This is a genomic window from Streptomyces sp. NPDC006512 (genome assembly GCF_040611935.1).
GTDB lineage: Bacteria > Actinomycetota > Actinomycetes > Streptomycetales > Streptomycetaceae > Streptomyces.
In genome coordinates this window covers 51,631-72,705 of the sequence record NZ_JBEXPG010000011.1, presented here as the reverse complement: position 1 = coordinate 72,705, position 21,075 = coordinate 51,631, and the positions used below count along the sequence as shown (strand labels likewise).

Genomic DNA, 21,075 nt, shown 5'->3' with positions numbered 1-21,075 from the left:
CAACCCTACGGGGCGCCACCGACAGCGGCCGCATCGATCGGGGATCACGGGCGGTACAGGGGGTTGGGCACAGTGCCGTGGCTGACCGCGTGCGGCCGGTCCGGGCGGTCTCGGTAGCCGTCCTCGTGCAGCCGGTTCCGGTTGAGGCAGAGTCGGTCGATCCGCTCGGTGAGCAGGTCGAACTGTTCGTGGCGGTCCTTGTCCTCGGGGAAGCGTGCCTGGTGGCGGAGGATTTCCGCCCGTACGAGGGACCAGAAGTCACCCTCGGGGACGGCGAGCCTGTCTTCGCAGATCGCCGCCAGGTAGCGGAAGACGCCGATGAACAGCCCGGAGTGGATGAACTGGGTGAGGAAGGCCGGCGGCTCGGTGAGCAGGGCGCCGCGGACCTCGTCGGGCAGGGAGGCGTGCTCGGGGAGGGGTGCGCTGCTGATGTTGATGTCGTCCACGAAGTCCTTGACCGCGAGGCGGACGGGCACGTCGTGCTCGTCGAAGATCACGATCGTGTTCTCGCCGTGCGGGGAGAAGACGGTTCCGTAGCGGTACAGGAAGTGCAGGAGCGGGGGCAGGAGGGTGGCGAAGAGCCGTTGCAGCCAGGCCTTGGGGGTGAGGCCGGAGCGGGCGACGAGCTCGGCGGTGAAGGAGCGGCCGCGCGGGTCGGTGTGGAGGAGCGAGGCCAGGGTGCGGGCGCGCTCGCCGGGGGCGAGGCGGCCGGTCAAGGGCTCGCGCCAGATCGCCCCGAGGAGTTCCTTGTACTGGTAGGGAACCTCGGGGAGCTGGTCGTAGACGGGGTGGCGGACGGTGACGGAGGCGACCTCGCCGAGCAGGACCACGCGGCATTCGTCGCGGAGGAAGGGGTCGGCGTCGCGGAGCGAGTGGATCCAGGCGGTGACGGCGGGGGCAGCGAGGGTGAGGTCGTTGGGGAGGCCGCGCCAGACCATGGTGTTGAAGACGGACAGCGGGAGTTTCACGCTGTGGCGGTCGGGGTGGGTGATGTTGAGGAAGGTGCGGATCGACTGCTGCGGGAGCCGTACGTCGGGGTCCGCGGGCAGCGGGACGAGGAGGTCCGAGGCGAGGGCCGGGGCGAAGAGCGGGAGCACGACCTCGTCCCACTGCCAGGGGTGGACCGGAAGGTAGAGGTAGTGGAGCGGGTCGAGTCCCCGGTCGCGCAGGACCTGGTCGAAGGCGGCCCGGGTGACGGGGTCGAGTTCGGCCGAGTAGAGGCGCGCGGGGTCTTCGAGGCCGGCGGTCCCGCGGTACTCGGCGAGGGAGGTGCGGGCGGCGAGCCACGGCAGGCGCTGTGGGGTGCGGGCCTCGGGGGCCCAGGCGGCGGCGTCGGACGCGGACCATCCGACACGGCCCTTGTTGAGGACGAGCCAGGGGTGGCCGGTCTGGTGGCCTTCGAGCGCGGCGTAGTCGAGGTCGGCGAGGACGTCGGCGGTGAGCGCGTGGTGGTCGAGGCGGGCGTCGGCGGCGAGGGTGGCGCTGAGCTCGCGGATCAGGTGCCCGAGGGTGGAGCCGTCGAGGCGCAGGTGGGTGCGGGCGCGGACCAGGAACGCGTACGGGTCCCCGAAGGCGACGGGCGGCTGCCGGGAGGGGGGCGGCGGGGTGAGGGTGATGGTGTCCGGGGTGACCTGCCAGCTGCCGTAGGCGCGGCGGCGGGCGCGGAAGCCGAGGCTGCTGCCGTCGTCGAGGGTCAGCGACCAGGCGTCGCCGGCGGACGCGGGGGCCGGGAGGGGGCTGACGATCTCCTCGTACGCGAACTCGCCGAGCATCTTCGCCAGCAGCCGCCTGGACGCGAAGTCCCAGGTCGGACGGTTGAGTTCGGGTGGGGTGCGGGGGTGCTCGGGCGAGGGCGGCAGGGCGGGCTCCGCGGAGTCGGGGGCGGCGGGAAAAATCGGCACGGGACTCCTCGATGATCGGGAACTTTGCTGCGTCGCGCAGAGTTTTCGAAGGGAGAGGCGTTGCTGGACGGAAGTGGTCGGGGACCGCGGGGCGGCTGTCAGAGGAGATTGCGCAGCGCTCGGTCCCGGATCATCAGGGCGGCGCGCTTGTCGGGGAGGTCGATTTCCGCGGCGTAGCGGAAGCCGGCGGTCAGGAAGGCCGATACGGAGGGGGTGTTGGTGATGGCGGGTTCGGCGATGACGCGTGTGCACCGGGGACGGTTGTCGAGGACGAGGTCGGCGACCGTGCGCAGCAAGGTGGTGCCCAGACCCCGGCCGCGGTTCGCGCCGTCTCCGATGAGCAGGTGGATACCCGTGTCGTGGGGGTGCGCCGCGTAGTGGCGGGCCACCGGGTCGAGATCGGCCCGGTAGATCTCCCAGTAGCTCATCGGCGTGCCGTCGAGGAGGCCGATGCAGGGGGTGCTGCGGCCGTCGCCGTCGAGTTGTGCCCGCAGGTGCGCGGCGGTCACGGTGGAGGGTCCGGCGAGCTCCCAGTAGTCCGCCACCTCGGGGTCGTTCATCCAGCTCGTGAGGAGTTCCAGGTCCCGCCCCGGGCGCACGGTTTCGAGGCGGAAGGCGCCGGCCCGGGTGGCGACGGCGCCCCAGCCGGCCGGAGAGTCGAGGAGTTCGGCCTCGGCGAGCAGGGGCAGCAGTTCGACGGCGAGCCGGCGGCCGGCGGGCGGGGTCTGTACGACGAGGGAACCGGCGGGGGTGTCGGTGGAGGGCATCGGGCTCTTCTCCGGGTCGGTGGGGAGCACGTCAGTCGTGGAGGGGGTTGGTGATGGTGACGTAGACGGACTGGGTGTCCACGGGGCCGACGAGCTCGTCGAGGCCGCCCAGGCGGGTGAGCAGGTTGGCCTTGCAGCGGAGGGTGGGTGAGTCGAGCAGCTGGGAAGGGAGCGGGCCGAGGTGCGCCGCCTTGCCGAGGAAGCGGCGGAACGCGGCGAGGAGGACGCGTTCGTCGGCGAGCCGCTGGGACCCGAAGGCCCCGATGAGGCCGAGCACGTTGTTGATGCCGAGGTAGTAGGCGAAGCGTTCGTCGGTGACGGCGTCGGCCACGAAGGTGTCGCTGGTACCGCCGATGCCGGGGAGCCGTTGTTCCAGCTCCGCACGGCGGGAGTCGCGGAAGTAGTAGCCCTGGTTGTCGCGGAAGCGGCCGCCCACCGGCCAGCCGGCCGGGTCGAGGAGCACCAGGGTGTTCTGCTGATGCGCTTCGAGGGCGATGCCGGCGAGCGCGTCGAAGGCGAGGACCGGCAGGACGACGTGGTCGAGGTAGCGCAGGAACCACTCGGCGGATACGGCGGAGGTGGAGCGTCCGGTGGCGGTGGCGAGCCCGGTGACGATTTCGGAGAGCCGGGAACGCATGGTGGTCCGGCCGGGCCACGGGCGGGGAGCGGTGAGCGCGGCGATGCAGACGGCGTCGTCGTCGGGACGGAAGGGGTTGTGGCGCAGGAGGACGTCGAGTCCTGGGACGGGGGTGCCGTCCGGGGCGTCGACGGCGACCCAGGCCGGGTCGCGGACGATGTCGAAGCGCGGGTGGGCGGCTTGCCAGTGCTCGGCGAGGCCGGTGCGCAGCAGCCGGTGGACTTCGACACCGCGGTGGAGTTCCTTGCGGAGGTTCTCGCGGCGGGAGTTGGTGATGCGCAGGCCCAGGGAGAGCTTGAGCATCGCGGGGGCGCCGGGGCGGTGGACGGTCCGGACGGAGGAGGTGGGGTACCAGGGTGCGCCGTGCGGGCCGAGGTCGGTGAGGAGTCCGGCGTCGCGGAGGGCGGCGACGGTCGGGCGCTGGAGCAGGTCGTGGGCCTGCCAGGGGTGCAGGGGCAGGGGGGTGGTTCCGGAGGGCAGCGGGAGGTCCGGGGCGAGGCGGCCGAGGAGCCGGGCGGCGGAGACCGGGCGGCCGCGTTCGGTCCAGGCGGAGTCGGTGGCGAGGACGGTGGGTGCGAGGGCGAACCAGTGCAGGGGGAAGGAGCCGTGGAGTTCGGGTGAGTAGCGGCGTACGTCGGCCTCTGAGAGTCCTTCGCGGCTCTTCGGGTCCGGCTGGAGGGGGTGACCGAGGAGGAGGGACTGCTCGGCGGTGAGGAAGCGGTCTCCACCGATGGGGGTGGGGGCGGTGGGGCGTTGGCGCCGGTCGGCGATGAACTCGGTGGTGCGGCGTACCGAGTCGGCGACCCGGCCGACCAGATCGACGCCGGCGCGGCCGGTGCCCTCCCGGGCGATCAGGGCGGCGAGGGTGACGGCGTCCAGGGCGGGGGCGGTCGTGGGAGCGCCCTCGATCCGGGCGGGGGCGAAGCGGTGCCAGCCCGCCGGGGACCAGTACCGGACGGGGACGAGCAGGGTGGCGCCGGACGCGGGAAGGGGGATGCGGAGCAGGGTGCCGGCGGGGCCGTCGGGGCGGCCGATGCCGCTCTCGCGGACCCAGCACCGCAGGAGGTTCTCCACCGTCGCGGCCTCGGCGGCGATGGCGGGGGCGGCGTGGTCCAACAGGTCGGGCAGCGCCGCCGGTTCGGGCCCGACCGGGCCGTGCCGGCCGACCCGGTGCCGGAGGACGCCGTCCATCTGCCTCGGCACGCCGACCGTGCGGGCCGGTTCCGGGGCAGGAGTGGGCGTGGCGGGGGTCTGGGTGGGCGTGGGCGTGGCGGGGGTGATCGCCTCGCCGCGTGCTGCGAGGGGTTCGGTGTGGGGGGCGGCACCCGTGGGCTCCGCCGAGTAGGAGCCGGCCCCTGCCGACGGGACGCTCCCCGCAGGGGGTGCGGGCGCCGGGGACGGTGACAACGGCGGCGACGTCGGGCGGGCCCACGTGTCCCCGTCCGGCGAGGCGTCCCCGGCAGGGTGCGCCGGAAGCGGCGGCGTCGCGCCCGCCCATGGGGTACCCACGGGCGACGGCCCGGGCGGCCCGGCCCACGGGGCGCCTGCCGTGAGGGTCCCGGCCGGTGGGTTCTCCGCCTGGGGGTACTCCGCCTGCGGAGTACCCGCGGACGGCAGAGTCCCCGCTGCCGTCACCCCGGCCGCCGGAATCCCGACCGACGGGGGGCTGGCCGACGGGGTGCCGGTCGACTGGGGGCTGGCCGACGAGGTCCCGGTCGACGGGATGCCGTCGCCTGGGGTGCCTGTCAACAGGGTGTCGGCGGACGAGACCTCCGCCTCTGGAGTCCCGGCCGACGAGCTCCGGGCCTGCGGGGCTCCGGCCGACGGCGCCCCGGCCTGCGAGGTTCGTGCGGATGGCTCCAGTCCGGACGGATCCCCGACTGGTGCGGTAACAGCTCCCTGGGTCCCGGCGGACAAGGCCCCGGTAGGCAAGGCCCCCGCATGTGAAGGTCCGGCCGACGGGGACCCGGCAGACGGGAACTCAGCCCAAGGAGGTCCGGCCGGATGGGATGCGGCCTGCGGGGACCCGGTGGACAGGATCCCGCCGGATTGCGTCCCTGCCGCCGGGGTTGCGATCTGTGGGGTCCCCGCCAGGGGCGGCTCGACCGGCTGGGGTCCTGCGAATGGGGCCCCCTCAGAAGATGGTTCGGCCCGCCGGATTCCGGCCTGCGGGGGCTCGGCGGACAGGCTCGCGGCCGATGGAGCCCCTGCCGATGGAGCCCATACCGTGGGGGGCGCGACCTGTGAGGTCCCCCCGGCCGCAGGCGCGGGCCGCTGGGAGGCAGCCTGTGGGGTGGATGCGGTCGGCTGGGGCCGGGCGTTGAGGGACGGGGCGGCGGCGGGGGCGAGCGGGGGGCGCTCGTGCGGGGCCTCAGGGCCTGGCAGGGCCTCCTCGCGGGAAACCCTGGCGGTGTCCGTCCGTCCGGCTCCCTCCGGGTGGGTTCGTGCCGTGGCCCGGGCGTGCGACGGGCCGGGTTCCCTGGAACGGAGCGGGGCCTGCGCCGAAGCCCGGTCCACCGCGTGGGGCGGGGCGGGCATCGGGTCCGGAGCGTCCGATCGCAGCGGGGCGGACATGGGGTCCGGAACCTCCAAGTGCAGCGGGACGGACGCCGGGACCAGGTCCTCCGGCTGGAGCGGGCCGGACGCCGGGACCGGAGCATCCGAGTCCTGCGGCCCGGGCCCCGGGGCCGAAGCCTCCGAGTGCAGCGGCGCGGACCCCCGCACCGGGACGTCCGCGTACGACGGGGAGCGCGTCGGCACGGGGCCCTCTGCCTGAGCCGGGGTGCGCGTCGGGACCCGGGGCTCCGCGGGGAGCAGGGTGGACACCGGGACGGGGGCCTCTGGGTGAAGCGGGGTTCGCGTCGAGCCCGGGGACTCCGGGTGGAGAGGCCCGGACCCCGGGACCCGGACGTCCGAGTACGACGAGGCGCGCATCGGCGCCGGGCCCTCTGCCTGAGCCGGGGTCGACGTCGGGACCCGGGACTCCGCGGAGAGCGGGGTCGACATCGGGGCCGGGGCCTCGGCGCGGAGCGGGGTCGACGTCGGGCCCAGGGCCTCCGAGTGGAGCGGGGTGCGCATCGGCGCCGGGCCCTCCGCCTGAGCCGGGGCCGACGTCGGGACCCGGGACTCTGCGGAAAGCGGGGTCGACATCGGGGCCGGAGCCTCCGAATGGAGCGGGGTGCGCATTGGGGCCGGGGCCTCCGAATGGAGCGGGGGCGGTGTCGGGGCCGGGGACTCCGCAGGGAGCCGGGTCGACGTCGGGCCCAGGGGCTCCGAGTGGAGCGGGGTCCGCACCGGGGCCGGGGACTCGGCGCGGAGCGGGGTCGACATCGGGGCCGGGGCCTCCGAATGGAGCGGGGTGCGCATCGGGGTCGGGGGCTCCGCGGGGAGCCGGGGCGACGTCGAGGGCGGGGTTGTTGGCTGGGGCGGGGATTCGGGGTGAGGGGGGTGGGGGGTGGGGAGGGAGGGGGACGGGTCGGGCATCGGGGTCCTTCGCGTGCGGGTCAGTGGGGCCGGCGGGCCGCGGCGGGGACGGCGTCGGCCAGGCGGTCCAGGACGGCCGTCGCCTGCTCGTCGGTCAGGGTCAGCGGGGGCAGCAGGCGGACGACGCTGGAGTGGCGGCCGCCGAGTTCGACGATCAGGCCGCGGTCCAGGCACGCCTGGCGGACGGCGGCGGCGAGGTCGGGGGCGGCGGCTCCCGTTTCGGGGTCGACGAGTTCGACGCCGATCATCAGCCCGCGCCCCCGGACGTCCCCGACGCAGGGCTGGTCGTCGGCGAGTCCGCGCAGCGCGGTCAGCATCCGTGCGCCCAGGACGGCCGCGCGTTCGGCGAGGCCGTTGCGGCGGACGTATGCCAGGGTGGCGGTGCCCGCGGCCATGGCCAGCTGGTTGCCCCGGAAGGTACCGGCGTGGGCGCCGGGCGCCCAGACGTCCAGTTCGGCCCGGTAGACGATGACGGCGAGCGGCAGGCTCCCGCCGATGGCCTTGGACAGGACCATCACGTCGGGGACCACTCCGGCGTGGTCGACGCCCCAGTAGGCCCCGGTGCGGCCCACCCCGGTCTGGACCTCGTCGGCGATCAGCGGGATGCCCCGGGCCGCGGTGATCTCCCGCATCCGGCGCAGCCAGGCGTCCGGGGCCGGGTGGACCCCGCCCTCCCCCTGGACGGGCTCGACGATCATGCCGGCGGGGGCGGGAACCCCGCCCTTGGGGTCGTCGAGGAGGTACTCGGTCCAGTGGGCGGCGATCCGTTCGCCCTCGGGGCCGCCGACGCCGAAGGGGCAGCGGTGGTCCTGCGGGAAGGGCAGCCGGGTCACCCGTACGTCGGTGGCGTGCCCGGAGGCGTCCAGGGATCCGGCGGTCATGCCGTGGTAGGCCCCGGTGAAGGCGAGCAGCCCGGTGCGGCCGGTGGCGGCGCGGACCAGTTTCAGCGCCGCTTCCACGGCGTCGGTCCCGGCGGGGCCGCAGAACTGGATGCGGGCGTCGGCGGCCAGCCCGGCCGGCAGGTTCGCGAAGAGCTCGGTGGTGAAGGCGTCCTTGACCGGGGTCGCCAGGTCGAGGACGTGCAGCGGTGCCCCGGAGTCGAGGACGCCGCGGATGGCTTCGAGGACGACGGGGTGGTTGTGCCCGAGGGCGAGGGTGCCCGCGCCGGAGAGGCAGTCGAGGTAGCGCCGCCCGTCGGCGCCCTCGATGGTGAGTCCGCGGGCGCGCACCGGGACGATGGGCAGGGAGCGCGCGTACGTACGGGCGGCGGATTCCCTGAGGGCTTGTCTGCGGAGGATGCCTTCCGCGACGACGGGGCCCCTGTTTCCCTGGGTCGGCACGGGGGCCGCTGCTGCGGCCGGCTCGGTCAAGGCCACGACTGTCGGTCCTCCCGCACGGTTTCCCTTCCGGATTGCGTCTCGAACATGAACGCTGTCGCACCATCCCCCGTACGTACCAACGACGGTGGGGGCGACGGATCACGGGTGGACGGAAGATCCTTGGCCGCGATCGGACAAGTCCGGGACGGCGGAAGCGCGGGCGTGAGGCGGGCGGGCGCCCGGCGGCAGGGAGGAACCGCGGACCCGGCAACGGCCGTCCCTAGGGGCGGCGGCATAGTGGGGGGCTGCACGGCACCCGTTCGACTCCGCTTCAACACCTCGAAACTCCAGGGGGACTGACGACATGCGACCGAACCGACCGGTCACCGCGATCCTGTGCGCGGCCGCGCTCGCGCTGACCGCCGCGGCCTGCGGACCCGGTGACGGTGAGGCCGGCGGCGACGCCAAGCCGACCGTCGCCGGGAACCTTCCGTCCGGCGCCACGGACGGGATCAAGATCCCGGACGAGCTCAAGGACAAGCTCAAGGAGCACGGCTTCGACCTGGAGAAGTGGAAGGGGGGTGAGTGGAAGAACTGGAAGAAGGAGGACTGGCTCCGCGAGGCGGGCGACTACATCAACCCGATCATCGAGGGGCTGTGGGACCCGGACCGGATGCGTGACGCGGAGCAGCCGCAGCGTCCCGCCGTGGATCCGGACGCCGGCAAGGACCAGGGCGTCACGGACCCGACCCCGGCGCCGGTGACGGCCAAGCCGGCGGCGGTGCCGTACCACTCGACCGTTCCGGCGTCGGGGAAGGTCTTCTTCGACGGACCCGAGGGTTCGATGGTGTGCTCGGCGACCGTGGTGAAGGACCCCGCCCACCCGGGCAAGTCCAACATGGTCTGGACCGCGGGCCACTGTGTGCACGCGGGCAAGGCCGGCGGCTGGTACCGCAACATCGCCTTCGTGCCGTCCTACAACAACGCGGGCAAGCCGGCGGCCGAGCTCAAGGGCGCGCCGCGCGAGCAGGTGGCTCCGTACGGCGTGTGGTGGAGCGACTGGGCGCAGACCTCGGACCAGTGGATCGCGACGGGCGGTCCGACGGGCGGTGCGGGTGCCCCGTACGACTTCGCGGTGCTGCACGTGACGCCGGAGAAGGGCGGCGGCAAGTCGCTGGAGGAGACGGTCGGTACGGCGCTGCCGGTGGAGTTCGCGGCTCCCGCGGTGCCGAAGGTCGCGAGCATCACGGCGACGGGTTACCCGGCGGCGGCTCCGTTCGACGGGCAGAAGGCGTTCCAGTGCGCGGACAAGCCGGGGCGTCTGTCGCTGAAGGCGGCGGACCCGGTGATGTACCGGATCGGCTGCACGATGACGGGTGGTTCCTCGGGCGGTGGCTGGATCGCCGCGGGCAGCGACGGCAAGCCGGCGCTGGTGTCGAACACCTCGATCGGTCCGGCCAAGGCCGGCTGGCTGGCGGGTCCGCGGCTGGGACCTGAGGCCAAGGGGATCTTCGACGCGGTGAGCGGCAAGTTCAAGTAGGACGGCCTCAAGCAGGACGGCCCTCAAGCAGGACGGCTGCAACAGGCCGGCTTCAAAGTAGGACGTACTGCAAAGCAGGACGGCCGGGCCGGGCGCCGGAGCGCGCGGCCCGGCCGGACGGAGCCGCCGTACGGACGGCGGACACGACGGAGGGCCCCCGCGGAAGCGGGGGCCCTCCGTCGTGCGTGCGCTCCGTTACCGCTTGGCGGGAACGTACGGCGCCAGGTCGGCGGCCAGTTCCTGATGGACGCGGGCCTTGAGCAGGGTGCCCTCCGGGGTGTGCTCCTCGGAGATGACCTCGCCCTCGGCGTGCGCCTTGGCGATGAGCGAGCCGCGGGTGTACGGCACCAGGGCCTCGATCTCGACCTCGGGCCGGGGCAGCTCGGCGTCGATGAGCGCGAGGAGTTCCTCGATGCCCATCCCGGTGCGGGCCGAGACGGCGATGGAGTGCCGCTCGATGCGCAGCAGGCGCTGCAGGACGAGCGGGTCGGCCGCGTCCGCCTTGTTGATCACGACGATCTCGGGCACGTTGACGGCGCCGACCTCGCGGATGACCTCGCGGACCGCCGCCAGCTGCTCCTCCGGCGCCGGGTGCGAGCCGTCCACGATGTGCAGGATGAGGTCGGAGTCGCCGACCTCCTCCATCGTGGAGCGGAACGCCTCGACGAGGTGGTGGGGCAGGTGCCGGACGAAGCCGACCGTGTCGGCCAGGGTGTAGACCCGGCCGGACGGGGTTTCGGCGCGGCGGACGGTCGGGTCGAGGGTGGCGAACAGTGCGTTCTCCACCAGGACGCCCGCGCCGGTGAGGCGGTTGAGGAGCGAGGACTTGCCGGCGTTGGTGTAGCCGGCGATGGCGACCGAGGGCACCTTGTTGCGGCGTCGTTCCTGCCGCTGGATGTCGCGGCCGGTCTTCATCTCGGCGAGTTCCCGGCGCATCTTCGCCATCTTCTCGCGGATGCGGCGCCGGTCCGTTTCGATCTTGGTTTCACCGGGGCCTCGGGTGGCCATGCCGCCACCGCCGCCGCCACCCATCTGCCGGGACAGCGACTGACCCCAGCCGCGCAGTCGCGGCAGCATGTACTGCATCTGCGCGAGTGCGACCTGCGCCTTGCCCTCTCGGGACTTGGCGTGCTGGGCGAAGATGTCGAGGATCAGGGCGGTGCGGTCGACGACCTTGACCTTGACGACGTCTTCGAGGGCGATGAGCTGGCCGGGGCTGAGCTCGCCGTCGCAGACGACGGTGTCGGCCCCGCTCTCCAGCACGATGTCGCGCAGTTCGCGGGCCTTGCCGGAACCGATGAAGGTGGCCGGGTCGGGCTTGTCGCGGCGCTGCATCACGCCGTCGAGCACGAGGGCGCCCGCCGTCTCGGCGAGGGCGGCGAGCTCCGCGAGGGAGTTCTCCGCGTCCTGCACCGTGCCGGAGGTCCAGACACCGACGAGGACCACGCGCTCCAGACGGAGCTGGCGGTACTCGACCTCGGTGACGTCCTCGAGTTCGGTGGAGAGTCCGGCGACGCGGCGCAGGGCCGCGCGCTCGGAGCGGTCGAGCTGGTCGCCGTCCCGCTCTCCGTCGATCTCGTGGCTCCAGGCGACGTCCTCTTCCATCAGGGCATCGGCCCGAAGGCTCTCGGTGAAGCTCTGCGGGTCCCGCACGTTCTGCGCGTCCCGCGGGTCCTGGGAAGGGGAAGAAGAGGAGGTCATTGGATCCTTACGTCGATTCGAATGCGTCGCGCCGGCTGCGGCCGGAGCCGGTTGCCGGGGCCTGTCCGGCGAAGCCCGGCCCGGTTATGGCCAAAGGTACCGCCGCGCGTGACATCACACTGTCACGTGCAACGCGTCACCCCGTCCGGTGATTCCCCGGGAAGGGGTCCCCTGACGGCCTCGTCGATGGTGACATGCCCGTTCCTCGCCCGTCATACCGTTTTCCCGCCGGCCGATGCCGGGCCGCTCCATTCCGGGTGCCCCGGCATGGGCGGGGTCTTCGCCCCGTAGAGCCACGGCTCCAGGAAGGCCCCGAGGTCCCGTCCGGCTTCCTGCGAGGCCAGGCGTACGAAGTCCGCCGTGCCCGCCACCCCGTCCTTGTGCTCGGCGACCCAGCGGCGCTCGACGCGGTCGAAGGCCGCCGTACCGATCTCCTGCCGCAGCGCGTAGAGGATCAGCGCGGCGCCGTCGTAGACCACCGGGCGGAACAGTCCGATCTTCTCGCCGGGCCCGGAGGCCTTCGGTGCGGCCGGGGGGCCGCCCGCCGCCCGCCACTGGTCGGAGCGCTGGTACGCCTCGCGCATGCGCCGCTCCAGGGAGTACTTGCCCAGCCCGTCCGCGTACAGGGCCTCGTACCAGGTCGCGTGGCCCTCGTTGAGCCACAGGTCGGACCAGGTGCGCGGGCTCACGCTGTCGCCGAACCACTGGTGGGCGAGCTCGTGGACCATGACGGCCTCGACGTACCACTCGGGGTAGCCCGCCCCCGTGAAGAGCCCGTGCTCGAAGAGGGAGAGGGTCTGCGTCTCCAGCTCGAAGCCGGTGGCGGCCCGGGCGATCAGCACCCCGTAGTTCTCGAAGGGGTAGCGGCCGACCCGCTCCTCCATCCACGCGACGTGCCCGGGGGTCTTCTTCAGCCAGGGCTCCAGCTTCTCCCGGTCGACGGCGGGCACCACGTCGCGCAGCGGCAGCCCGTGCGGACCGGTGCGGTGGACGACGGCGGACCGGCCGACGGAGACCTGGGCCAGTTCGGTGGCCATCGGGTGCAGGGTCCGGTACGTCCACTGCGTGGCACCGCCGGCCCGGGCGGCGGGGAGGGCTCCCGGAACCCCGTTGGCGACGGCCGTGAGGCCGGCCGGGGCGGTGATCCGGAACGTGAACCAGGCCTTGTCGGCGGGGTGGTCGTTGCAGGGGAAGACGCGGTGGGCGGCGTCGGCCTGGTTGGCCATGGCCAGGCCGTCCTCGGTGGGGACCCAGCCGCCGTCGGCGCGCCCGCGCGGGTCGCTGGTGTGCCGGACGGTGATGCGCAGCGGAACGCTCGCCGCGACCGCGTGCGCGGGCGTCAGTACGAGGTCCTCCCCGACGCTCTCGAACCGCGCCGGTTCCCCGTTGACCTCGGCGGACGCCACCGTGCCGTGGGTGAAGTCGAGGTTGATCCGCTCCAGCGGCTCCAGGCTCCGGGCTTCGATGACGGTGACCGCGTCCAGGGGGCTGCGATTGTCCTTGTACGTGAAGGACAGGTCGTAGGAGAGGACGTCGTACCCGGGGTTGCCGAGCTCCGGGAACAGCCGGTCGCCGATGCCCAGCGGCTTCGGCGGGGGCAGCACGGCGGCGACGAGGGTGAGGGAGGCCGCGGCGAGCAGGGCGGCGCGCAGGCGCGGGGAGGTGAGCTGCATCCACCACCGCTTACCAGCGGCTGGCGCGGGCCCGCGCGCGACGCGCGACGCGACCACCCGAACGAGGCTCTCCGGCCACGGACCGGCCTATGCGCGCCCCCACCGCGCTCCCCCTGCGCCCCCAACTCCCCCACTCCCCCGGCCCCGGTCCCGGCCCGTCCGGCCGCCCGACCGGCAAGGCCCCCTACGCGCGGCGCACGTCGTAGACGCCCGGTACGTCGCGCATGGCGCGCATCAGGGCGGGCAGTCCCGCCGCGTCGGGCAGTTGCAGCGTGTACGTGTGGCGGACCCGCTGTTCGACGGGCGGTTCCACGGTCGCGGAGACCACCTCGACGCCCTCGCGGGCGATCGCCTCGGTGAGGTCGGCCAGCAGGTGCGGGCGGCCGAACGATTCGGCGCGGAGCGTGACGCGGCAGTCCGCCGTGGCCCGCCAGTGCACGGCGACGGACGTACGGCCCACGGACCGCATCTGGTCCACGGCCGGGCACTGGACGCGGTGCACGGTGACGGCCCCGCCGCGTACGAGGAACCCGGCGACGGCGTCCGGCGGTACCGGGGTGCAGCAGCCGGCGAGGCGCACGGTGGCGTCGGGCAGGTCGGCGACGGCGTTGCCCCCGCCGCCGCGCGCCCCGATCACGGAGAGCGGTGCGCGGGGGGCGGCGGTGGCGGGGCCGGCCCCGTCCGGGTGGGACTGGAGCCAGCTGCTGATGGCGATCCGGGCGGCGGGGGTCTTGGCGTGGTCCAGCCAGTCGGCGGCGGGCCCGGAGGAGGCGTCCTGGGCGAGCAGCAGCTGGACGGTGTCCCCGTCGGAGAGGGGGGAGGACAGGGAGGTGAGGCGCCCGTTGACGCGGGCGCCGATACAGCCGTGGGCCGCCTCGCCGTGCTGGGCGTAGGCGGCGTCGATACAGCTGGCCCCTGCGGGCAGGCTGATGGTGCCGGAGGCGCTGCCGTCCTCGCGGAAGACGGTGATCTCGCGGTCCTGGGCGAGTTCGGCGCGCAGGACGGTCCAGAACGTGTCGGGGTCGGGCGCGGACTGCTGCCAGTCGAGCAGCCGGGACAGCCAGCCGGGCCGGGTGGGGTCGACGCGTTCCTCGTCGCAGTCGGCGGGCTCGCCGGTGGCGTAGGGATTGCCGAGGGCGACCACGCCGGCTTCGGCGACGCGGTGCATCTGCCGGGTGCGGACGATGACTTCGGCGACGTAGCCCTCGGGGACGGCGACGGCGGTGTGCAGGGACTGGTAGAGGTTGAACTTCGGTACGGCCACGAAGTCCTTGAACTCCGAGACGACGGGCGTGAAGCAGGTGTGGAGTTCCCCCAGCACGGCGTAGCAGTCGGCGTTCTCGGCGACGAGGACGAGGATGCGGCCGAAGTCGGAGCCGCGCAGTTCGCCGCGTCCCCGCGCGATCCGGTGGACGGAGACGAAGTGCCGCGGCCGGACGAGCACCTCGGCGGTGATGCCGGCCTCGCGCAGGACGGCGCGTACGGAGTCCGCGATGGCGGGGAGCGGGTCGGCCTCGCCGGCGTGGGCGGCGATGAGGGAGCGCGTGTGCTCGTACTCCTCGGGGTGCAGGATCGCGAAGACGAGGTCTTCCAGTTCGGTCTTCAGGGCCTGGACGCCGAGCCGTTCGGCGAGGGGGATCAGGACGTCGCGGGTCACCTTCGCGATGCGTTCCTGTTTCTCGGGGCGCATCACGCCGAGGGTGCGCATGTTGTGCAGCCGGTCGGCGAGTTTGATGGACATGACGCGGACGTCGTTGCCGGTGGCGACGAGCATCTTGCGGAAGGTCTCGGGTTCGGCGGCGGCGCCGTAGTCGATCTTCTCGACCTTGGTGACGCCGTCGACGATGAAGCAGACCTCGTCGCCGAACTCCTCGCGGACCTGATCGAGGGTCACGTCCGTGTCCTCGACGGTGTCGTGGAGGAGGGAGGCCGTCAAGGTCGTCGTCTCGGCGCCGAGTTCGGCGAGGATGAGGGTGACGGCGAGCGGATGTGTGATGTACGGCTCACCGCTCTTGCGCATCTGACCGCGGTGGGAGGTCTCCGCGAGCAGGTAGGCCCGCCGCAGAACGGACAGATCGGCGTCCGGATGGTGGGCGCGGTGGGCTTCTGCTACGTGCCCGATCGCGTCCGGGAGCCGGTCGCGGGACGTGGGACCGAGCAGGGCCGCCCGGCCGAGCCGCCGCAGATCGAGCCGCGTCCGGCCCCGTCTGCGCAGCTCAGGACGCACTTCGGCATGTGCTTCGGGGTTCGTGGCCTCTGCACTCATGGGCACCTCCGGCGGCTTCGACCGGCGGTGGCGGGCATGGGGTGAGCCCTCAGGGCCGGTGCCTGATGTTACCGACCCCACCACGTGGCGCAGTCCACCTCTCGCTCAGCGTGAAACGGATCACCCATGCGAGGGAATCTTCAGGCGAAAGCCGTTTCGCTGAGCCAGGTGGGTTCGAACTCGCCGGAGGCGACGATGACGGCGGGTCCGGTCATGTCGATCCGCCCGTCGGGGTGCTCGGTGATGACGAGGGTGCCGCCGGGCAGGTCGACGGTGTAGCCGACCGGTTCGCCGGTGAGGGCGGGGTCGGCGCCGTCGCGCCGGATGGCGGCCACGGCGACGGCGCAGGCACCGGTGCCGCAGGAGCGGGTCTCGCCGGAGCCGCGCTCGTGGACGCGCATGGCCACGTGGCGGGGGCCGCGGTCGACGACGAACTCGACGTTGACCCCGGTGGGGTACGCGTCGGCGGGGCTGAAGGGCGGGGCCGTGTACAGGGTCCCGGCGTCGTCGAGACTGTCGACGAAGGCCACGGCGTGCGGGTTGCCCATGTTCACGTTCCGCGCGGGCCAGGAGCGGTCGCCGACCGAGACGGTGACCTCGCCCTCCGGGAGGGTCGCGCGGCCCATGGAGACGGTGACGTCGCCGGTCTTGTCGAGGTGGACCTGCTTGACGCCGCCACGGGTGGCGACGGCGAGGTCGCCGGGCTCGACGTGGCCGGCGTGGTGCAGGTAGCGGGCGAAGACGCGTACGCCGTTGCCGCACATCTCGGCGACCGAGCCGTCGCTGTTGCGGTAGTCCATGAACCACTCGGCCTCGTCGGCCAGGTGCGCGGCGTCGGGGTGGGCGGCGGACCGCACCACGTGGAGCACACCGTCGGCCCCGATGCCGGCCCGCCGGTCGCACAGGGCGACGACGGCGGATGCGGGCAGCTCGATGGCGTTGTCCGGGTCCGGGACGATCACGAAGTCGTTCTCGGTGCCGTGACCCTTGAGGAAGGAGAGGGTGGTGTGCGTCACCGGGCCATCGTACCGAGGCGGCGGCGCAGGCGTCGGGCGGGATCAGCGCGGCGTCAGCCCGTACGACACGAGCTGGTGCCGTGACCGGAAGGGTCCACCGGGTCGCGGCGCCCGGCACGGCACTAGCGGAGCCGGGCCACCCGGTACACGGCGAGTGCTACGACGGCCAGCGCGACCAGCGCGTACAGCGCGGCCATCCGCCAGTCGGGGCGGCGGCCGCTCCCGCGCGGCGGGAGCCCGGGCCAGGAGTAGCCCACGCGGCGGGCGGCCATCATGCCCCAGCCGCCGGCGCAGCAGCAGATGAGGAAGCCGAGCATGGCGACCACGGCTCCGCCGTCGCCGAACTCGAAGGCGAGGGGGAAGGCGAACATCAGGGACCCGGAGGCGGCCAGGATCACGATGGGGGCGATCTGCCAGATCCGCAGGCGCCGCTGCGGGCGCAGCTCGACCTCGAACTCGGGGGCGGAGGCGGCCTCCGCACCGGGCTCCGGGGCGTCGGGGCCGTCGGTGGTCAGCCGTGCGGGGTCGGCGGGCAGGCCGAGCCCGTCGGGGGTGTCCGGTCCGCCCGGCGCGTCCGGACCGGGGCTGTCGCCGGTCCGCCCGGGCCCGCTGTGAAGCATCGGGTCCGCTTCCCGCCTGATGTCGTCCCGCCCGGTGTCACGAGGGCCGGCCTCCATAGCCACGCGCCCTCCCCACTCGGACTTCGTACGTCGCTGTTCAGAAGTTTGATGATGGCACGGTCCCGGGCCCCGGACGGGCTCGCGGGGCGTCCCGATGCCATCACGTGATCAGGCTGTGACCGCTCGTTCGACCAACGACTGCGCGAGTCCGGGGAGTTCCCGGCGGTCCGCGGCGGCGCCGCTGAGCCAGTGCACGCGGGGGTCGCGGCGGAACCACGAGTCCTGGCGGCGGGCGAAGCGCTTGGTGGCCCGTACGGTCTCGGCGCGGGCCTCGTCCTCGGTGCACCCTCCCGCGAGGGCGGTGAGGACCTGTTGGTAGCCCAGCGCGCGGGAAGCGGTGATTCCGTCACGCAGGCCGCGGGCCTCCAGGGTGCGGACCTCGTCGACCAGGCCCGCCTCCCACATCCGGTCGACGCGCAGCGCGATGCGCTCGTCGAGTTCCGGGCGGGCGACGTCCACGCCGATCTGCACGGTGTCGTAGACCGAGTCGTGGCCGGGCAGGTTCGCGGTGAAGGGCCGGCCGGTGATCTCGATGACCTCCAGGGCCCGGACGATCCGGCGGCCGTTGCTGGGCAGGATCGCGTGGGCGGCGGCCGGGTCCAGCGCCGCGAGGCGGGCGTGGAGGGCTCCGGGGCCGCGGAGGGTCGCCTCCTCCTCCAGCCGGGCCCGGACCTCGGGGTCGGTGCCCGGGAACTCCATGGCGTCGAGGGCGCCGCGCACGTACAGCCCGGAGCCGCCGACGAGGACGGGGGTGCGGCCCTCGGCGAGCAGGGCGTCGATCGCGGCGCGGGCGAGGCGCTGGTACTCGGCGACGCTGGCGGTCTCCGTGACGTCCCAGATGTCGAGGAGGTGGTGCGGGACGCCGCCGCGTTCCTCGGTCGTCAGCTTGGCGGTGCCGATGTCCATCCCCCGGTACAGCTGCATGGAGTCGGCGTTGACGACTTCGCCGTCGAAATGGCGGGCCAGGGCGACGCCCAGGTCGGACTTTCCGGCCGCGGTGGGACCGACGACGGCGATGACCCGCGGGGCGGGGGCTGCTTTCCTCACCGACACAGTCTCGCAGCCCCCGGTCAAGGCACGGCCATGTACCCGATCGAGTTACGTGACGGGCCGCCGGCGGGGTCGTTGCCCCCCAAGAGGTTCCGGCCCGGCGCACGCCTTGTGTGCGCCGGGTGGAGGCCGGTTCGGCCGGGGCGGAACTTCACTCCCACGAGTAACGTTATAGGAGCAGACATGGGCGTTTTCAGCCGGTTTTTTGGCCGTAAGGACGAGGTAGCGACCGAGACGGTCGCGGCCGAGGCCGAGCCGGCGGAGACGCCGGCGGCTGAGACCGAGCCGGCCGGACGGGCCGCGGAGGCCGAGCCGGCGGCCGGGGCTCCGGCGGCGGAAGCCGTGGAGATCCCGAAGCAGCAGTCGGTGGAGGCGGCCGCGGACAGCGAGGCCGGCGAGGGCGCCCGTACGTAACCGCTCACCACTGGAAGGTGGCCCATGGGCCTGCTCGACAACCTCAAGGCCAAGCTCGCTCCGGCGAAGGACAAGGTCGGCGACCTCGCGCAGCAGCACGAGGGCAGGATCGGCGAGGGTCTGGACAAGGTGGCGAAGGCCGTCGACTCCAAGACCAAGGGCAAGTACAGCGGCCAGATCACGAGCGGCACGGGCAAGGCGAAGGACGCGCTGGGCAAGATCGCGCACAAGGACGCTCCCGGCGGGCCGACGCCGCCGGCGGCTTCCTGACGCGGTCGCGGAAGGGGCGCGGGACCGGGACGGTCCCGCGCCCCTTCGGCGTGCCGGTCGGCGCTCCGGGTCAGGACCAGGCGGCGACGAAGTAGCCGACCCCGTACGGGGCGTCCTCGTAGAGCAGGCGGCCGTCGAGGCCCGCGGTTTCGGCGGCGCCCGCGAGGACCTGCCAGGGGGCCCGGCCGGCGGCCTGGAGCTCGTGGGCGAGCCCGGCGTCGAGGGCGGTGAGGGCGGCGGTGTCGGCGGCGCCGAGGGCCCGGGCGGCGGCCGCGTCGAAGGCGGCGGCGCGCTCGTCGAGGTAGCCGGGGGCCTTCAGGGTCCGGCAGGCGCTGCCGTCCCCCATGACGAGCAGCGCGACGCGTCCGTCCCGTGCGGCGAGTTCCCGGCCGGCTTCCAGGCAGTGCTCCGGTTCCAGCAGTCCGGCGACGCCCAGCCCCTCCACGGGGGCGGCGCCCCAGCGGGCGTGCCCGAGCAGCCAGGCGCCCACGGCGAGGGAGGTCGGCAGCAGGCGCGGCCCCTCGTCGCCTTCTCCGAGCGTGACGTCGGCCGCGACGCCGAAGCCGCGGAAGGTGCCCCGGGAGCCCTGGGGGTAGGGCCCGAGGTGGTCCTGGTCGGCGGCCCCGACGACGACCAGCAGGTCGGGCCGGGAGGCGGCGAGCACGGCCAGCGCGTCCGAGCAGGCGGTACGGGCCCCGCCCAGTTCGGCGGCGGCCCCCGCGGCGACCTCCGGCACGAGGAGCGGCGGGGCGGGGCAGACGGCGGCGGCTACGAGCATGATCCGCAGCCTAGGCCATCCCCTCCGGATCCCGCCGGTGAAGCCCCGACCGCCGGCACTGGGTCGTCTGACGGTCAGTCGATCGCGCAGCCCGAGGTGGCGACGGGCAGCGGGGCCGGGACTCCGAGGGTCGGGATGCCCAGCATCACGCCGGCCGGCCGGTCCGGGGCCGCGTTGCGCTTCTCCCAGGCGTCGCCGGCCCGGGTGCGGCGCACGGCGCGGGTCGGGCCCTCGGCCAGGAGGTGGTGCGGGGCGGCGTAGGTGACGTCCACGGTCACCACGTCGCCGGGACGGACGTCCTCGTCCGGCTTCGTGAAGTGCACGAGGCGGTTGTCGGGGGCGCGGCCGGACAGGCGGTGCGTGGCACCGTCCTTGCGGCCCTCGCCCTCGGCGACCATGACCTCCAGGGTGCGGCCGACCTGCTTCTTGTTCTCCTCCCAGGAGATCTCCTCCTGGAGGGCGACCAGGCGCATGTAGCGCTCCTGGACGACCTCCTTGGGGATCTGCCCGTCCATGTCGGCCGCGGGGGTGCCGGGGCGCTTGGAGTACTGGAAGGTGAAGGCGTTCGCGAAGCGGGCCTCGCGGACGGTGTGCATCGTCTGCTGGAAGTCCTCCTCCGTCTCACCGGGGAAGCCCACGATGATGTCGGTGGAGATCGCGGCGTGCGGGATCGCGGCGCGGACCTTCTCGATGATGCCGAGGAAACGCTCCTGCCGGTACGACCGGCGCATCGCCTTGAGGATCGGGTCGGAACCGGACTGCAGGGGCATGTGCAGCTGCGGCATCACGTTCGGGGTCTCGGCCATGGCCGCGATCACGTCGTCGGTGAAGTCGCGCGGGTGCGGGGAGGTGAAGCGGACCCGCTCCAGGCCCTCGATCTGCCCGCAGGCGCGCAGCAGCTTGCTGAAGGCCTCGCGGTCGCCCAGGTCGGAGCCGTAGGCGTTGACGTTCTGGCCGAGCAGGGTGATCTCGGAGACGCCCTCGGCGACGAGCGCCTCGACCTCGGCGAGGATGTCGCCGGGACGGCGGTCCTCCTCCTTGCCGCGCAGCGCCGGGACGATGCAGAAGGTGCAGGTGTTGTTGCAGCCGACGGAGATCGACACCCAGGCGGCGTACGCGGACTCGCGGCGGGTCGGGAGCGTGGAGGGGAAGGCCTCCAGCGACTCGGCGATCTCGATCTGCGCCTCCTCCTGGACGCGGGCGCGCTCCAGGAGGACGGGCAGCTTGCCGATGTTGTGCGTACCGAAGACGACGTCGACCCAGGGGGCCCTCTTGACGATCGTGTCGCGGTCCTTCTGCGCGAGGCAGCCGCCGACGGCGATCTGCATGCCGGGGCGCTTCGTCTTCATCGGGGCGAGCCGGCCGAGGTTGCCGTACAGCTTGTTGTCGGCGTTCTCCCGGACCGCGCAGGTGTTGAAGACGACCACGTCGGCGTCGCCGTCGCAGCCCTCGGGCGCCCGCGTGTAGCCGGCGCCCTCCAGCAGACCGGAAAGCCGCTCGGAGTCGTGCACGTTCATCTGGCACCCGTAGGTGCGTACCTCGTACGTCTTCAAAACAGCAGCCTCGCCCTCGACACTCAC

General features: G+C 73.6%; 15 protein-coding genes. 3 read left to right on the top strand and 12 right to left on the bottom strand.

Annotated elements, in window-relative coordinates; all coding sequences use genetic code 11:
* Window positions 1-44: 44 nt before the first annotated feature.
* The 4 genes from ABZZ17_RS10780 to ABZZ17_RS10765 form a co-directional block, all read right to left on the bottom strand.
* Window positions 45-1,901, bottom strand: a complete 1,857-nt coding sequence (locus tag ABZZ17_RS10780) for an IucA/IucC family siderophore biosynthesis protein (protein WP_356874256.1) — start codon at window positions 1,899-1,901, stop codon at window positions 45-47.
* Window positions 1,902-1,999: 98 nt separating this feature from the next.
* Complete coding sequence (locus tag ABZZ17_RS10775) at window positions 2,000-2,668, bottom strand: GNAT family N-acetyltransferase (protein WP_356874254.1); 669 nt, start codon at window positions 2,666-2,668, stop codon at window positions 2,000-2,002.
* A 31-nt stretch (window positions 2,669-2,699) separates the two neighbouring features.
* Window positions 2,700-4,496, bottom strand: a complete 1,797-nt coding sequence (locus ABZZ17_RS10770) for an IucA/IucC family protein (RefSeq protein ID WP_356874402.1) — start codon at window positions 4,494-4,496, stop codon at window positions 2,700-2,702.
* A 2,312-nt stretch (window positions 4,497-6,808) separates the two neighbouring features.
* Window positions 6,809-8,128 carry a diaminobutyrate--2-oxoglutarate transaminase family protein gene (locus tag ABZZ17_RS10765; protein WP_356874400.1) on the bottom strand — a complete coding sequence of 440 codons (1,320 nt, stop codon included), beginning with the start codon at window positions 8,126-8,128 and terminating at the stop codon, window positions 6,809-6,811.
* 343 nt (window positions 8,129-8,471) lie between these two features.
* Here ABZZ17_RS10765 and ABZZ17_RS10760 point away from each other — a divergent pair, with 343 nt between their 5' ends.
* Window positions 8,472-9,647, top strand: a complete 1,176-nt coding sequence (locus tag ABZZ17_RS10760; protein ID WP_356874252.1) for a hypothetical protein — start codon at window positions 8,472-8,474, stop codon at window positions 9,645-9,647.
* A gap of 195 nt (window positions 9,648-9,842) precedes the next feature.
* Here the strand turns inward: ABZZ17_RS10760 and hflX are convergent, their stop codons facing one another.
* The 6 genes from hflX to miaA all read right to left on the bottom strand — a co-directional run bounded on the left by hflX (window position 9,843) and on the right by miaA (window position 18,030).
* A complete protein-coding gene (hflX, locus tag ABZZ17_RS10755) occupies window positions 9,843-11,348 on the bottom strand; it encodes a GTPase HflX (protein ID WP_356874250.1) in 1,506 nt (501 codons plus the stop codon).
* A gap of 212 nt (window positions 11,349-11,560) precedes the next feature.
* Window positions 11,561-13,021 carry a M1 family metallopeptidase gene (locus ABZZ17_RS10750; RefSeq protein WP_356874248.1) on the bottom strand — a complete coding sequence of 487 codons (1,461 nt, stop codon included), beginning with the start codon at window positions 13,019-13,021 and terminating at the stop codon, window positions 11,561-11,563.
* A 184-nt stretch (window positions 13,022-13,205) separates the two neighbouring features.
* Window positions 13,206-15,287, bottom strand: a complete 2,082-nt coding sequence (locus ABZZ17_RS10745; protein WP_356874246.1) for an HD domain-containing protein — start codon at window positions 15,285-15,287, stop codon at window positions 13,206-13,208.
* A gap of 140 nt (window positions 15,288-15,427) precedes the next feature.
* Window positions 15,428-16,303: a diaminopimelate epimerase gene (gene dapF, locus ABZZ17_RS10740; RefSeq protein WP_356874244.1), complete on the bottom strand. Its 876-nt coding sequence runs from the start codon at window positions 16,301-16,303 to the stop codon at window positions 15,428-15,430.
* A gap of 122 nt (window positions 16,304-16,425) precedes the next feature.
* Window positions 16,426-16,923: a hypothetical protein gene (locus ABZZ17_RS10735; RefSeq protein ID WP_356874242.1), complete on the bottom strand. Its 498-nt coding sequence runs from the start codon at window positions 16,921-16,923 to the stop codon at window positions 16,426-16,428.
* Window positions 16,924-17,091: 168 nt separating this feature from the next.
* A complete protein-coding gene (gene miaA / locus ABZZ17_RS10730) occupies window positions 17,092-18,030 on the bottom strand; it encodes a tRNA (adenosine(37)-N6)-dimethylallyltransferase MiaA (RefSeq protein WP_356874240.1) in 939 nt (312 codons plus the stop codon).
* Window positions 18,031-18,216: 186 nt separating this feature from the next.
* On the opposite strand from miaA, the gene ABZZ17_RS10725 reads away from it, so the two are divergent.
* Both ABZZ17_RS10725 and ABZZ17_RS10720 read left to right on the top strand, forming a co-directional pair.
* The gene (locus tag ABZZ17_RS10725) at window positions 18,217-18,447 is read left to right on the top strand and encodes a hypothetical protein (protein WP_356874238.1); all 231 of its coding nucleotides are present in this window, start codon (window positions 18,217-18,219) and stop codon (window positions 18,445-18,447) included.
* A 24-nt stretch (window positions 18,448-18,471) separates the two neighbouring features.
* Window positions 18,472-18,717 (top strand): antitoxin, encoded by a 246-nt coding sequence (locus tag ABZZ17_RS10720; RefSeq protein WP_356874236.1) that lies wholly within the window; start codon window positions 18,472-18,474, stop codon window positions 18,715-18,717.
* 70 nt (window positions 18,718-18,787) lie between these two features.
* On the opposite strand, the gene ABZZ17_RS10715 is transcribed toward ABZZ17_RS10720, so the two are convergent.
* Both ABZZ17_RS10715 and miaB read right to left on the bottom strand, forming a co-directional pair.
* Window positions 18,788-19,495 (bottom strand): hypothetical protein, encoded by a 708-nt coding sequence (locus ABZZ17_RS10715; RefSeq protein WP_356874234.1) that lies wholly within the window; start codon window positions 19,493-19,495, stop codon window positions 18,788-18,790.
* Between the two features lie 74 nt (window positions 19,496-19,569).
* Window positions 19,570-21,075, bottom strand: coding sequence for a tRNA (N6-isopentenyl adenosine(37)-C2)-methylthiotransferase MiaB (gene miaB / locus ABZZ17_RS10710; protein ID WP_356874232.1), 1,506 nt, complete (start codon window positions 21,073-21,075; stop codon window positions 19,570-19,572).